This window comes from Bartonella sp. HY761 (genome assembly GCF_026743145.1).
Lineage (GTDB): Bacteria > Pseudomonadota > Alphaproteobacteria > Rhizobiales > Rhizobiaceae > HY038.
Window position 1 is genome coordinate 1,011,234 of sequence record NZ_CP104887.1, and the last position, 14,193, is coordinate 1,025,426.

Consider the following 14,193-nt stretch of genomic DNA (forward strand, 5'->3'; position numbering starts at 1 on the left):
TTTGGTATCATTGGTGTTAGAAAGCGGTAAACTACTCATAGATGTTTCCAATTTGGATGGTTCAGATTTATCTGTCGCAGAAATAACTGATTTTGATGTTGTCGGTTCGCTGGTTGCAACAAGTGTATCGTTTTCTCTATGTTCTTGTAAAGTTCTTATATTGTTTTTACTCAAATCTTGCGAGAAAGTAGCGAAAAGGTCATCGTCTTTTTTATCGGTCATATTCTTTCTGCTTCTTCTGTCATGCTGAATAGCTCAATTCTCTTAGCAATTTTAAAACAAAATTACGATAGCTTTGGCGTTTATTGTTTATCAATATCACCAAATATCTCGGCAAAAGTTTTTGCAAGGGCATTATCAACATCATCCATGGTGACAGGTAAGCCTAAATCCACAAGGCTGGTTACACCATGATTGGCAATGCCGCAGGGGACAATGCCTGAATAATGGGTGAGATCAGGTTCTACATTAATGGCAAGGCCATGAAAACTTACCCATTTTTTTAATCTGATGCCAATCGCGGCAATTTTATCTTCCGCAGGCTCCCCTATAATTGTTGATGGGCGCTCCGGCCGCACAACCCAAACGCCAACGCGATCTTCACGTCTTTCGCCCTTAATATTAAATTGTACTAACGTGTCTATAATCCATTGCTCAATCGCTGCAACAAAAGCTCGAATATCCTCGCGGCGCTTTTTCAAATCAAGCATAATATAGACAATACGTTGTCCGGGGCCATGATACGTATATTCACCGCCGCGCCCTGCATCATAAACAGGGAAACGATCAGGTGCAATCAAGTCGTTAATATTGGCGCTGGTGCCGGCTGTATAAAGCGGTGGATGCTCCACTAGCCAGATCAATTCTCTTGCATTATCGCTGCGAATAGCTTCTGCACGTTTTTGCATGAAGTCTAAGGCGAATTGATAATCCGTCAAGCCGCTTTCAATGCGCCATTCAACCGGCGAATTGTCAATTTGTGGCTTAAAGCTGTATTTAATATCGTTACGAAAACTGGGGCGTATATTTTGCGTCATGGCTCTTATTTATGATGTTCCTGTTAAGAATGCCAGTGTAAATATCAGTTACGCTTGCTTTTTAGGGAAAAAATTGGCTAATCTTATGGCATTTCCAGCAAAGATTGATTCAAGTTTTGCGTTTGGACAATGCGCCAAAATTTTGCGTTGGGAAAATGCGCCAAAATAAAGAATTTAGAGCACAATATTGCTTTAACAAAAAATAAATGTGCTCTAACAAAAAGAAAAGGCAAAAAATGACATTACCTCAAGATACAGCAACCAAAGTTGATAAAGCAATTAAACGCCGTGGTTTAATGCTGGTATTATCATCGCCATCAGGTGCGGGTAAATCAACCATTACGCGTCTCTTGCGCGAAGACCCTGAAATGAATTTGGCACTATCTGTCAGTGTTACAACGCGTCAACGCCGCCCAAGCGAAGCTGATGGTATTCATTATCATTTTATTAGTGTAAAAGATTTTGAGCGCCGCCGTGATAATAATGAGCTTGCCGAATGGGCAGAAGTGCATGGCAATTATTATGGCACATTACGCGATAGTGTTGAACAGGTATTGTCGCAAGGTAATGACATGCTTTTTGATATTGATTATCAAGGAGCAGCGCAATTACAAGAAAAAATGCTTGATGATGTTGTTTCAATTTTCATTTTGCCACCATCAATGAAAGAATTAATGGCGCGTTTGCATCGGCGCGCTGAAGATAGTGAAGATGTTATCACTATGCGGCTTGAAAATGCTCGCAAGGAGATAGCTCATTGGAACTCATATGATTATATCATCGTCAATGAAGATCTTAACATTTCGCTTACTGCAGTAAAGTCAATTATTGTTGCTGAACGATTAAAGCGCGCGCGCCGTCCTGGTATGCAAAATTTTATTGATTCACTCATAACAGAAGAAATTTAAATAATCATAATAAATATAAAACCGCGCTATACTTGTAATAAACAAGAATAAACGCGGTTTTCATATACTCAACAAGCTTTCATGATACGCAAACACTTATGAAAGCAATAAACTCCGGTACGCAGTACCAAATCCGGAGTGTGAAAGCAGCTTTAAGCAACCTTCGATTAGGATAAATAAAGCAATTGTGTTAATTCGAAGTTATCAATTGCTTAAATATTTATGAATTTTGCATTTTATTGCATGGGAAATGCACTTTTTTGCCATATTTCATAGGTGAAAAGTTTTTTTGTGGTTTTTCAAATTGATAATAGGAATGACATTTGACACGCGCAATCATGTTACAAGGCACCGGATCAGATGTGGGGAAAACTGTTCTGGTTGCCGGTCTTTGCCGTGCACTTTACTTGCGTGGTATTAAAGTTGCGCCTTTTAAGCCGCAAAATATGTCAAATAATGCCGCTGTTGCTAATGATGGTGGTGAAATTGGCCGTGGGCAGTGGTTGCAAGCCATAGCCGCAGGTCTTGAGCCGTCAATTCATATGAATCCGGTATTATTAAAGCCGCAAAGCGAAACTGGTTCGCAGGTTATAGTGCAAGGCAAGTTAACTACAACTGCACAAGGGCGTGATTATCAGGCTTTAAAAAAACAATTAATGCATGCGGTTTTAGATTCTTATCAAAAATTGCAAAAGACCGCTGATTTTATCATTGTTGAAGGGGCAGGATCACCAGCGGAAATTAATTTGCGCCAAAATGATATCGCTAATATGGGCTTTGCCGCTGCTGCTAATGTACCGGTGATTCTGGTTGGTGATATTGATCGCGGCGGGGTTATTGCTTCCATTGTTGGAACCCATACAATATTAGACCCAAAAGACCGCAATTTAATTGCTGGTTTTTTAATCAATAAATTCCGTGGTGATTTGAGCCTTTTTGATAAGGGCATTGCAGCAATTCAAAATTTTACTGGCTGGCAATCCTTTGGGGTTGTACCTTGGTTGAAGGCTGTTGCCAATCTTCCAGCTGAAGATTCCGTCATTTTAGATCGGGATTTTCACCAAGCAAGTGCTGCTAAATCTCATGCAAAAATAAAACATACAAAAATAAAAATTGTGGTACCTATTGGCCGCCATATTGCCAATTTTGATGATCTTGATCCCTTAAAGTCAGAGGATGGGGTTGATCTTATTTTGCTTAAAAACGGTGCGCCAATACCAAGTGAAGCTGATATTATTTTGCTGTTAGGATCCAAGGCAACACTTGCCGATATGCGATTTTTTCATGAAATCGGCTGGGCTAAATCTATACAAGATCACGCAGCAAGGGGCGGTCATGTCATTGGTATTTGTGGTGGCTTGCAAATGCTTGGCCAAATTATTGAAGACGCAGATGGCGTGGAAGGTAAAGCAGATAAAATTGCGGGTTTAAAATTATTGGATATTGCCACTAAAATGACCAAAACCAAAAAAACACGCAATGTTAGCGGCATTCATAGCACCTATAATTGCTCGGTTCAAGGCTATGAAATTCATCTTGGTGAGACTTTAGGCAATGATTGCTTGAATAGTTCTATTTATCTTGATGGACAACAAGATGGCGCCGCAAGTCGTGATGGAAAGATCTGGGGTACTTATTTGCATGGAATATTTAATCAAGGTGTTTTTCGCTCAAAATTTTTAAGCGGTTTTGGTGCGCTGTCTCAAGGCGTATCGCAACAAAGCATTATTGATGATGCCTTAAATGATATTGCCGCAGAGCTTGAAAGGGCCGTTAATATTGACCAATTATTGGCTATTGCACGTTAAAATTTTACATATTTTTGAAAATGTCCAATGGCATATTAGGTTTTAAATGGCCAATGACGTCAAATATTGCCAAGAATTTGTGCTTTTATTGGCGATAAACAATGACAAATATTGCACTTATTGCCATAGGCATGTATAGGATCTAATAAATTTATCTTTATCAATTTAGTGAAGAATACCAGAATATCAGGAGATATGGCATGTCGGTCGATTTGTCGACAGTGAAACGGGTAGCCAATTTGGCACGTATCGCTTTAAGTGAAGACGAAGCTCAAGCAATGAGTGAAGGTCTAAATTCCATTCTGGGATTTGTTGAACAATTAAATGAAGTGGATGTAAGTGGTGTTGAACCGATGACATCGGTCGCACCAATGGCACTTGTTATGCGTGAAGATGTTGTAACCGATGGTAATAAGGCGAGCGATATTGTTGCCAATGCTCCACTTACCGAGGATAATTTTTTCCTTGTTCCTAAAGTTGTTGAATAAAGACATCAACGCCGGATTTTTTCTAACTGATCAATCTGATTTTATATGATGTAAAACGATTGTATCCCTTATAGTTAGACCTCGAAAAGAGAGATTTACTATGACTGATTTAACCGCTCTAACCATTGCAGAAGCACGCGACCGTATGAAGGCGGGTGATTTTTTGCCAAGCGAGCTGACAAAGGCTTATATTAGCAATATTGAAGCCGCAAATGAAACATTTAATGCCTATGTTACCGTTACGGCTGATAAAGCGCTTAATATGGCAAAGGCAAGTGACGAACGCTTGCAAAAAGGCGAGGGACGTGCGCTAGAGGGTATTCCTCTTGGTATTAAGGACCTATTTGCCACTTATGATATTCATACACAAGCGTGTTCCAACATTCTTAAAGATTTTAAACCGCGTTATGAATCAACGGTCACCAGCAATCTTTGGAATGATGGCGCGGTAATGCTTGGCAAACTTAATATGGACGAGTTTGCGATGGGTTCGTCAAATGAAACATCCTTTTATGGCCCAGCAATTAATCCATGGCGTAAAAATGGCTCAACTGATGCTTTAGCGCCGGGCGGTTCATCGGGTGGTTCTGCTACCGGTGTTGCTGCTCAATTATGCGCTGGTGCAACTGCAACCGATACGGGCGGCTCTATTCGTCAGCCTGCTGCCTTTACCGGTACCGTTGGCATTAAGCCAACCTATGGTCGTTGCTCGCGCTTTGGTGTGGTTGCTTATGCTTCGTCACTTGATCAGGCAGGCCCAATTGCAAAAGATGTGCGTGATGCCGCTATTTTGCTAAAATCCATGGCATCTTATGATCTTAAGGATTCAACATCGGTTAATATTGCAGTGCCAGATTATGAGGCCGCGCTTGGCCGTTCAGTCAAAGGTATGCGAATTGGTATTCCAAAAGAATATTATGTTGATGGCATGTCGCCTGAAATTGTTGAGTTGTGGAATAAGGGCAAGGAATGGCTTAAAGCTGCTGGTGCAGAAATTGTTGACATTTCTCTACCCCATACCAAATATGCCTTGCCAGCCTATTATATTGTAGCACCAGCGGAGGCATCTTCCAATCTTGCTCGTTATGATGGTGTGCGTTATGGTTTGCGCGTGCCAGGCAAAGATATTCAGGAAATGTATGAAAATAGCCGTTCTGCTGGCTTTGGTACTGAAGTAAAGCGCCGTATCCTTATCGGCACTTATGTGCTTTCATCGGGCTATTATGATGCTTATTATCTTAAAGCTCAAAAAGTACGTAGCCTTATCAAAAAAGATTTTGATGATTCATTTGCTGCAGGCATTGATGCAATCCTTGCACCTGCAACACCAACTGCAGCCTTTGCCATTGGTGATGAAAAATTGAAGGCTGATCCGGTTGCTATGTATCTAAATGATATTTTCACCGTAACGGTTAACATGGCCGGTCTACCAGCTATTACTGTACCTGCTGGGCTTTCTAATGATGGTTTGCCATTATCATTGCAATTGATTGGTCGCCCTTTTGGTGAAGAAACCTTGTTCCAGCTTTCGCATGTGATTGAACAGGCAACGGGCCATTTTCTACCAACCAAGTGGTGGTAATAAAGAGATTAAAAAAGGCCTTAAGTTTTTAAGGCCTTTTTCTTTATAAGGTACAAGCTTTATCCTGCAATAATCTTCACCAAGTGCCAGTGTTTTTCATCGAAAGCCAAGGCTCCATGGGTTCTAGGCTCTTACCCTTTTGCAATATTTCAATTGAAATATTATCAGGGGATTTAACAAAGGCCATGTGGCCATCACGTGGTGGGCGGTTAATCGTTATGCCATTATCCATTAGGTTTTGACAAAATTGATAAATATCGTCAACTTCATAAGCTAAGTGGCCAAAATTGCGTCCGCTATCATATTCTTGATCATCCCAATTATAGGTAAGCTCCAATTCTGGCGAATTATCAGCCATAGCATCTTCACGATCATCTAATGCGGCAAGAAACACTAGCGTAAAACGACCTTCTTGGTTTTCTTTTCTATGGGTTTCAGATAAGCCGAATAATTTTTTATAAAAATGCAAAGATTGTTCTAAATCGCGCACGCGCACCATTGTATGAAGATAACGCATAATCGGCTCCTTTAATAGATCACATTGTTGGTTTATCCAAAATGGATGAAAGTTGACATCCACTATTCATCTTTTTTAAAAAATCAGAGTTAAATAGCGCCAACCCTATAAAGGTTGTGATCTAAATGGGAAAATACAAGGGGAGGTCTTGCTTGAATGGTTAACATAGATGTTATCTTAATATAAGAGAATCAAAACGCATCGAGCCATATTTTCTTGAATTGATTTTTCATGAAGCGATCTCGGGCAGGAAATGACGCGATGAAAGAAAAGCAACATTCTGATGACTTAAAGCAATTGCTAGATAAGATTGAGCCTATCTCAAACGAGATGGGGGAAATGGCTACTGCGCAAGTTACTGGGAAAATCAAATGGTTTGATATTTCTAAAGGATATGGGTTTATTACGCCTGATATTGATGGAATATCAGATATTTTATTGCATGTTAATGTTTTACGCGAAGGTGGCTTTCAAACAGCGCTTGAGGGAGCGCTTGTTCAATGTACAGTAAAACAAGGCGAGCGTGGGTTGCAATGTGTAGCCATTATTTCTATTGATATGACGACGGCCGTTCATCCTGCAGAATTACCACAAAGAACGCGAGAAATTGTTATTCCAACCAGTGGCTTGGAGCGCGCTATCGTTAAGTGGTTTAATCGCAATAAAGGCTTTGGCTTTTTATCACGCGGCGAGGGGACCGAGGATATTTTTATCCACATGGAAACATTGCGCCGCTATGGCTTGGCTGAATTGCGTCCAGGGCAAGTGGTGCTAGTGCGCTTTGGCAATGGTAGCCATGGTTTGATGGCGGTGGAAATCCACCCTGATAATCCAGTGACGTTTCAAGCCCATTAATAGGCCCATTAATTATGCATTATTGTCTTTGTTATCATTAAATAACAGGGACAATGATCAGGGGATGATTTTTTAGGACGGGGGTCCACATGTATAAAAGCATTCTTATGCTTGCTGGGGTTTTGATGCTTACGGGTTGTTTAACCCTAAGTGGAAATTATCATATTATCGAAATTGATGCCAAGGGCAATGAAGTTCCTTCTAAGTTGCATCTTTTTGCGCAGGGAAGAGGAATTTATACTATTCGTAATGCCTATTGCGCTACAAAGCCCAATGCTATTTTGCGCATTATCAATGACGATACTGGGCAGGAATTGAAGAGTGAAAGTCCCTATCGCTGCGGTAAACGTATTTTTAATTAATAAAAAAGGCATAGCTTTTATTTAATTTAAAAAAAGAAAAACTGGTCTAATAAGTGGCAAGGAATTTTTCTCGCCTATTATTGGTTGAAATTGCACATAGGGCTGCAACCTCCCCTGTGACTGCAATGGGCCTAAAAGCCGCCGCCACCATTATTATTACAAAATTTATATGGAATGTATAATTTCCATTGCAATCATTATTACAAGAAAGTTTGTTAATTTACTGTAATTTTAATATTTCCTCTTGTTATTCTGAAAATAAGCCATAACCTTAATTATATGGCAAACATTAATCTTGATCCTCATTCACATAATTACCTTAACGGTAAACTTATCGTTGCTATGCCCCATATGGCCGATGAACGGTTTGCACGCGCCGTTATTTATATCTGCGCCCATTCACGAGAAGGCGCAATGGGTATTATTTTAAATCAGGCGCAAAATTATACTTTTCCAAGCCTTCTGATACAGCTTCGCCTGATTGATGAGGCGGCAGCTAGTCTTTTGCCGAAATATTTATGGGATTTACCAATTCGCCAAGGTGGCCCCGTTGATAGAGGGCATGGCTTTGTTTTGCATTCTGATGATTATTGTAGTGATAGTACTATGCCGGTCTCTGAAGATGTTGGCTTGACTGCAACGGTTGATATTTTAAATGCTATTGCTCAAGGTCGCGGTCCTAAAAAATCCTTGGTGGCACTTGGCTATGCAGGTTGGAAAGAAGGGCAATTGGAAGATGAGATTATTGATAATAGCTGGTTGATTGCGCCATGCTCTCAGTCATTGATTTTTGATGGTGCACTTGATGGGCAATATCATCGTATTCTTGCATCAATTGGTGTTAATCCTATGCATTTGGTAGGGCAGGTGGGAAATAGTTAACCTTTCATACTGCTCGTTCAATGCGCTATAATCTGTTGATTTTTAAAATTAAACTTTGCTGCCGAGTGCATATCTTAATTCATCTTTGACTATATCTATTTAGATATCGGGTTGATAATGGCAAAAAGATGATTAAAAACAGATTTAGATATTTTGATGAAAAGGTTTCGCCGTATGGTGCAAGTCGCTAGCTTGTAGAGATTATCATTGCAAAAAATGCTATTGATATAAATGCTTATTATCTTTTACGGGCTTCTTTGTATTAATGTTATCAAGACGGTGTAGTGCTTATCTTTTGAAATACTATAAAGATAAAATTGACGGTAATCATAAGTTGAAATAGGGTTTTTGCTATTCTTATGTTTTGAAATGACACTGCTTGATAGTGTATCTGTACTTGGCATGGCAAAAAATAGGAGGGGATAATAATTTTATATTTTATCAAATATTCTAAAATGATTTTGCCCAAGGAGGGCGGCACTTTAGATTAAGCTATGCAATTCGTTTAATTAATCAATTAATTTAAAAAGCAAAATAGATAAACAGAATTAAGGGTGCAACACTGCACCCAAATGTTATTAAAGCTGTATTAGGCTAATGGGATCACCAGACTTATGATCTTTAAGCTCTGATTTTTATAAACTCAATGGGTCCAAGGCGCTTTTCTGTCTGACTTAAAATTATCAGAATAAGAAACATTCGCTCTATTTGGCTTATGAGCAGGTTCCACCCGATAAGCAATTCCTTCAGCCTTTGCATAAGCAATAGCATCTTCTAACGTGTCAAATTGCACACGCAATTGGCTTTTCATGTCGGCAGATGAAGTATATCCCATTAAAGGATCTATCATCTTGGCCTGTTCTGGCTCATACTGCAAAATCCAATAACCTGTTTTAGCTTGGCCCGACTGCATTGCATTTTTTGCAGGACTATAGATACGCGCAACCATATTCACTTACCCTTCAATTTCAATTCAATTATTGAAAGCATATTATATAGAACACTATGCCAAAAAAAGAATAAAATAACCATCAAGATTATTTTATAACTTCCATTGCTAAGAATTTTGATTCTTAATCACGGCCATGGCATTCTTATCAACTTTAGTTAAGCGATACAGCCCACAATCAATTATTGCAATTAAAATAATTCTAACATGGGTTGGAAATGAAACATTTACGCTTTAGCCCCATAGATAATCAAATAGGGAATAATAAAAAATTATTTTGGGGATTAATAAAAATAGGAGAATTTTTTGGACACAATATCCAGCATCTAATAAGAATTGTTTTTTTGAAGATATATTTTTTTGATATTTAATTTAATCAAATTACTATTTAAAGTAATGGTCGGAGCGATAGGATTCGAACCTACGACCCTCTGGTCCCAAACCAGATGCGCTACCAGACTGCGCTACGCTCCGACTTTTGTTTGAGAGTTGGTGTGTCTCTCAAGCGTGTTTGCTGTCTAAAAGGTTTGCTTTGAAAGTGCAAGTCCTTTTTTTAGTTTTTTTAAAAAAAATGTTTTTTTTTTTATTTTTTTTTGAATTCTGCCGTGGCTGTGGAAAAAAGTTGGCAAAAAAACTAAAAATTAAAATCTATTATGCGCTTGTTTGAAAATTATCGGCCAAATTTTAAAATATGCCCTGCAATTTTAACTTGGCAATTGACTATTTTCCTATGAGCGAAAACCGCCTTAATAAAATATCGACAACTATTTATAATAGTTGCTGCATTATATCGGGCTTTAAATATCATGATTCTTGCAGCGACTTTATGAATTGAGGATTTAGAAAATGACAGATATTAATAAAATAATTGCAGCCTATAGTGAGCAATTAAAAAATCCGCAAATTAAAGCCGCATATCAATATCTAATAAAGTTTATGATGCGCCTTAAAGGACTTTTTATAAGGGCCGAAGGTAAAAATTTTACGTTTGGTAATGTGTCACCTGGCTATATGGACTATAGCTATTTTCCTTTTTACAACGCCTTGGTAAAGCAGCATGGCTTGCGCTTTGGCATTGTGCTCAATCATCAAAATATGGCCTTTGAGCTATGGCTGATGGGGCAAAATATGATGATACAAAAGAAGTTTTGGCGCCTTTTTAAAACCAGCCCATGGATGCAAAATTATAGCACGATGCCACGCTATAGCGCTTTGGAAGTCCAGCTTTTGAATCAGCCTGATTTCAACCATGAAAAAGAGTTGATGGAGACTATCTTACAAAATGCTTTGCAGTATATAGGTGAGATTCTGGTTTTCATTGAATCTAATACCCAAACGTAAAAAGCCCTTACCTCTTATAGGAGGTAAGGGCTTTTATATGCAGCAATCAAATCTTAAAATTTAAGCGGTTTCACGCAAGATTTCACCATTAGGTTCACGCAAAACATAACCGCGCCCCCAAACAGTTTCAATATAATTTTGGCCACCAGAAACAGCATCAAGTTTTTTGCGCAATTTACAAATGAAAACGTCAATAATTTTTAATTCTGGCTCATCCATACCACCATAAAGATGATTCAAGAACATTTCCTTGGTAAGGGTAGTGCCTTTACGCAAAGACAAAAGCTCAAGCATTTGATATTCTTTACCGGTTAAGTGAACGGGAAGACCAGAAATTTCAACTGTTTTTGCATCAAGGTTAACAATAAGGTCGCCTGTTGCAATCACAGATTGTGCGTGGCCTTTAGAACGGCGTACGATTGCATGAATGCGTGCAATAAGCTCATCCTTATGGAAAGGTTTGGTCATGTAATCATCTGCACCAAAGCCAAGACCACGAACCTTATCTTCAATGCCGCCCATGCCAGAAAGGATAAGAATTGGTGTCTTAACTTTTGATAAGCGCAATGTGCGCAATACTTCATAACCCGACATATCTGGCAAATTCAAATCAAGCAAAATAATATCGTAATCATATAATTTGCCGAGATCAACGCCCTCTTCGCCCAGATCGGTAGTATAGATATTGAAGCTTTCTGACTTCAACATTAACTCGATGCTATGGGCTGTTGCATTGTCATCTTCAATCAACAATACGCGCATAATAATTTCCCTTTTCCGCAACCACGAATCGGCCGCCTCGAACAAAACATTGGGTCAATTTTTAAAATGACCCCTCAATTGAAAAAATTAACCATAAAATACAAGCAACTATTGCCCTTATTTTATCTACTTTTGGCAGCACGCGGAACTGTCGTTGCCTTGTTTGTTAATTTGCCGAAAAATGGTTAACAAATTGTTATCCAGTAATGCAAGTCCTTAAAAAAAATTATCTGCGATTAACTTTCCTTAAAAAAACATAAATAAAAAAAATCATATATTTCAATAAATTAAAGTGACAACTAATAAATCACTCCTAAAGTGACATTTACTAAGTAATTAATATCTTTATTAAAAAACAATGAATTATAGTAAATACTATTTTGATAATAAAATTTTGCATTGTCCCTTTAAATGTCGATTATATCGCAATTCTAAATGGGGTTTCATTAATGACATGTCAGCCCGTTCATTCGTCAATAACACCACTCCTATATAATTTCACAACATTGCCACATTTTTTTTGGTTGTTTACCTCCCTTTAAGTCTCGCCTTTTATATTCATCACAATCAAATATTTTGCAAAAACTTTTGCTGTAAGGCTTAGCTTTTTATTTGAGCATTTTTATTTTGAGGGTATTTCACATGATGAAGTTTCATAGGCTTCTTCATGATAGAGGGAGTTTATGTATGAAGCCGCGTGAAACGATTGTTAGGCTAAAACTATTCCAAGTGCGTGAAAAGCGTCGACAAATCACCCAACTTGAAACCATGGCATTTGAGTTTCAACGCATGGCTAATGAGCTTGAAACGCAAATCGCCAATGAAGAACGCAAAGCGGGCATAACCGACCATAACCATTTTGCCTATCCAACTTTTGCGGCAGCAGCGCGGCAAAGGCGTGAAAACCTATTAAACTCGGCTAATGATTTGAACATACAAAAAGCAGCAGCACTTATTGCTTTGCAAGAAGCAGAGGCAGAACTTGCTAAGGCGCAAGCGATTGAGGTGCGTGATGGTAGTTCTACTCTTGAGGAAACAATTAGCTTTGTTCAACGACGTTCGATGATTGGTTAATATTCGACCATCATAGGTTCTATAATTAAAATTCCATTGATTGCAAATCATTTGCGGATTGCTATTCGCAAATGATTTGTTGGTAAAATCATGCGATTAATGCTGATAAACTTGAAGTTTTAGATGTAAATAAAATTAAGATGGATAAAGCTGGGGGAACAAGGCGTAAGGTGTCATTTTCCTGTCATATAACTTGCCTATGCAGCAGTAAGTGAGCATTTATCAAAGTAAAAATAACATTTTCACTAAAGATAGATATGCAATGAAGTTTTATTGCTTCAATTTAATTGAATGCTCAAAACTATGCTTTAGCTTTTTGCTTTGCAATTGACCAATAGGTGATTAATGAGATTTGCTGAAACTTTTTCACTCTTACCATTTCTTGACACCGCTGTTTGCCTGTTAGCAGCTTTTGTACTTGGTACATTAATTGGTGCAGAGCGCCAATATAGGCAAAGAACTGCAGGTTTACGCACCAATGTGCTTGTTGCAGTAGGGGCAGCCGCTTTTGTTGATCTTGGCCATCGTTTGGCAGGCAATGCTGAAGCCGTAAGGGTCATTTCCTATGTTGTTTCTGGTATCGGCTTTTTGGGTGCTGGTGTCATCATGAAAGAAGGCATGAATGTACGCGGGTTAAATACCGCTGCAACTCTTTGGTGTTCGGCGGCTGTTGGTTCTTGTGCGGGCGGTGATATGCTTGCAGAAGCAACATTGCTGACCTTTTTTGTGATATTCGGCAATACAGTATTAAGGCGGCTTGTTAATCTTATCAATCGTATTCCACTAAATGAGGAAACAGGCGAAGCAACCTATGAAATTCGCTTAACGGTTAATCGCGATGCAGCACCAGAGCTGCGTGAAAAAATGGTAGACCTGTTGGAAAAGGCACAATATCCAGTAAGTGACGTTGAAATTTATGATCTATCTGGCGATAGGGTAGAGCTGATTGCAACTCTGGTAAGCACCGCCATTGATAAGGATGAAATTGAAGCGGTGGTTAACTTGCTTGAAAAAGAACGCAATGTACACCATGCCAATTGGGAAAGCAGTACCCGCGAATAAAGACCAAGAACTGCGACAAGCCAACAACGCCAGTAGAAATGAAAAAAAGCGCAATACCAATATTGATATTGCGCTTTTTAAATATAGATTGGTTTAAAATAAATATATTAAGTAAGAGACTTAACGGCTTCTTCTAAAAGCACAAACATTTTTTCACGCAATTCATCTTCGCTGACAGCAACATTTGCGGCTTTAAAATCTGCCATAACTTTTTCAACAACATCATTATCGCCTGGCTCTTTCAAATCAGAAATAACAACTTCTTTAGCATAAGCATCTGCATCTGCACCGGCTTTACCAAGCTTTTCAGCTGCCCATAAGCCAAGCTGACGATTGCGGCGTGCTTCAGCTTTGAATCGCAAATCAGCATCATGAAAAAATTTATTCTCTAACGCTTCACCGCGTTCACTCATACCACTCATTGCACCCTCCGAATTCATGGCAACAAAGAAACTTCTTTAACTACTTGCCGTATAAAAGCGTAACAATCAAGGCGCAATTGTTAAAAACTGTTGTCAATGTTGTTTTTTCTACAATCTAGGGCTGCGCATGATTGAGATTCTTTG

At 38.8% G+C, this 14,193-nt stretch carries 15 protein-coding genes and 1 tRNA gene; 10 read left to right on the forward strand and 6 right to left on the reverse strand.

What is annotated here, in order from left to right; genetic code table 11:
* Positions 1–302: 302 nt before the first annotated feature.
* Complete coding sequence (gene lipB, locus N6A79_RS04230) at positions 303–1,037, reverse strand: lipoyl(octanoyl) transferase LipB (RefSeq protein WP_442784250.1); 735 nt, start codon at positions 1,035–1,037, stop codon at positions 303–305.
* Between the two features lie 236 nt (positions 1,038–1,273).
* Here lipB and gmk point away from each other — a divergent pair, with 236 nt between their 5' ends.
* From gmk to gatA, 4 genes are all read left to right on the forward strand, one after another.
* Complete coding sequence (gmk, locus tag N6A79_RS04235; protein ID WP_268547149.1) at positions 1,274–1,945, forward strand: guanylate kinase; 672 nt, start codon at positions 1,274–1,276, stop codon at positions 1,943–1,945.
* 323 nt (positions 1,946–2,268) lie between these two features.
* Positions 2,269–3,753, forward strand: coding sequence for a cobyric acid synthase (locus N6A79_RS04240; protein ID WP_268547150.1), 1,485 nt, complete (start codon positions 2,269–2,271; stop codon positions 3,751–3,753).
* Positions 3,754–3,953: 200 nt separating this feature from the next.
* Positions 3,954–4,241: an Asp-tRNA(Asn)/Glu-tRNA(Gln) amidotransferase subunit GatC gene (gene gatC, locus N6A79_RS04245; protein ID WP_268547151.1), complete on the forward strand. Its 288-nt coding sequence runs from the start codon at positions 3,954–3,956 to the stop codon at positions 4,239–4,241.
* Positions 4,242–4,341: 100 nt separating this feature from the next.
* Entirely contained in the window at positions 4,342–5,823 is a 1,482-nt protein-coding gene (gatA, locus tag N6A79_RS04250) for an Asp-tRNA(Asn)/Glu-tRNA(Gln) amidotransferase subunit GatA (protein WP_268547152.1), read from the forward strand.
* 76 nt (positions 5,824–5,899) lie between these two features.
* Here gatA and N6A79_RS04255 read toward each other — a convergent pair whose 3' ends face one another.
* On the reverse strand, positions 5,900–6,340 hold the full coding sequence (locus N6A79_RS04255; protein WP_182419063.1) for a VOC family protein: 441 nt from the start codon (positions 6,338–6,340) through the stop codon (positions 5,900–5,902).
* A gap of 261 nt (positions 6,341–6,601) precedes the next feature.
* On the opposite strand from N6A79_RS04255, the gene N6A79_RS04260 reads away from it, so the two are divergent.
* The 3 genes from N6A79_RS04260 (at position 6,602) to N6A79_RS04270 (ending at position 8,439) form a co-directional block, all read left to right on the forward strand.
* Complete coding sequence (locus N6A79_RS04260) at positions 6,602–7,195, forward strand: cold-shock protein (RefSeq protein WP_410007230.1); 594 nt, start codon at positions 6,602–6,604, stop codon at positions 7,193–7,195.
* An 89-nt stretch (positions 7,196–7,284) separates the two neighbouring features.
* Positions 7,285–7,557, forward strand: a complete 273-nt coding sequence (locus tag N6A79_RS04265) for a hypothetical protein (protein WP_182419064.1) — start codon at positions 7,285–7,287, stop codon at positions 7,555–7,557.
* Between the two features lie 279 nt (positions 7,558–7,836).
* Positions 7,837–8,439 carry a YqgE/AlgH family protein gene (locus N6A79_RS04270; RefSeq protein ID WP_268547153.1) on the forward strand — a complete coding sequence of 201 codons (603 nt, stop codon included), beginning with the start codon at positions 7,837–7,839 and terminating at the stop codon, positions 8,437–8,439.
* Between the two features lie 643 nt (positions 8,440–9,082).
* Here the strand turns inward: N6A79_RS04270 and N6A79_RS04275 are convergent.
* Positions 9,083–9,388, reverse strand: a complete 306-nt coding sequence (locus N6A79_RS04275) for an ETC complex I subunit (RefSeq protein WP_182419066.1) — start codon at positions 9,386–9,388, stop codon at positions 9,083–9,085.
* A gap of 397 nt (positions 9,389–9,785) precedes the next feature.
* Positions 9,786–9,862: transfer RNA gene (locus N6A79_RS04280), tRNA-Pro, on the reverse strand.
* A gap of 372 nt (positions 9,863–10,234) precedes the next feature.
* On the opposite strand from N6A79_RS04280, the gene N6A79_RS04285 reads away from it, so the two are divergent.
* Positions 10,235–10,729 (forward strand): DUF7000 family protein, encoded by a 495-nt coding sequence (locus tag N6A79_RS04285; protein ID WP_268547154.1) that lies wholly within the window; start codon positions 10,235–10,237, stop codon positions 10,727–10,729.
* 60 nt (positions 10,730–10,789) lie between these two features.
* On the opposite strand, the gene ctrA is transcribed toward N6A79_RS04285, so the two are convergent.
* Entirely contained in the window at positions 10,790–11,491 is a 702-nt protein-coding gene (gene ctrA, locus N6A79_RS04290; protein ID WP_182419068.1) for a response regulator transcription factor CtrA, read from the reverse strand.
* 687 nt (positions 11,492–12,178) lie between these two features.
* On the opposite strand from ctrA, the gene N6A79_RS04295 reads away from it, so the two are divergent.
* Entirely contained in the window at positions 12,179–12,565 is a 387-nt protein-coding gene (locus tag N6A79_RS04295; protein ID WP_182419069.1) for a flagellar export protein FliJ, read from the forward strand.
* Between the two features lie 345 nt (positions 12,566–12,910).
* Complete coding sequence (locus N6A79_RS04300) at positions 12,911–13,627, forward strand: MgtC/SapB family protein (protein WP_268547155.1); 717 nt, start codon at positions 12,911–12,913, stop codon at positions 13,625–13,627.
* A gap of 107 nt (positions 13,628–13,734) precedes the next feature.
* Here N6A79_RS04300 and N6A79_RS04305 read toward each other — a convergent pair whose 3' ends face one another.
* The gene (locus tag N6A79_RS04305; protein ID WP_182419071.1) at positions 13,735–14,049 is read right to left on the reverse strand and encodes a DUF1476 domain-containing protein; all 315 of its coding nucleotides are present in this window, start codon (positions 14,047–14,049) and stop codon (positions 13,735–13,737) included.
* Positions 14,050–14,193: the final 144 nt, after the last annotated feature.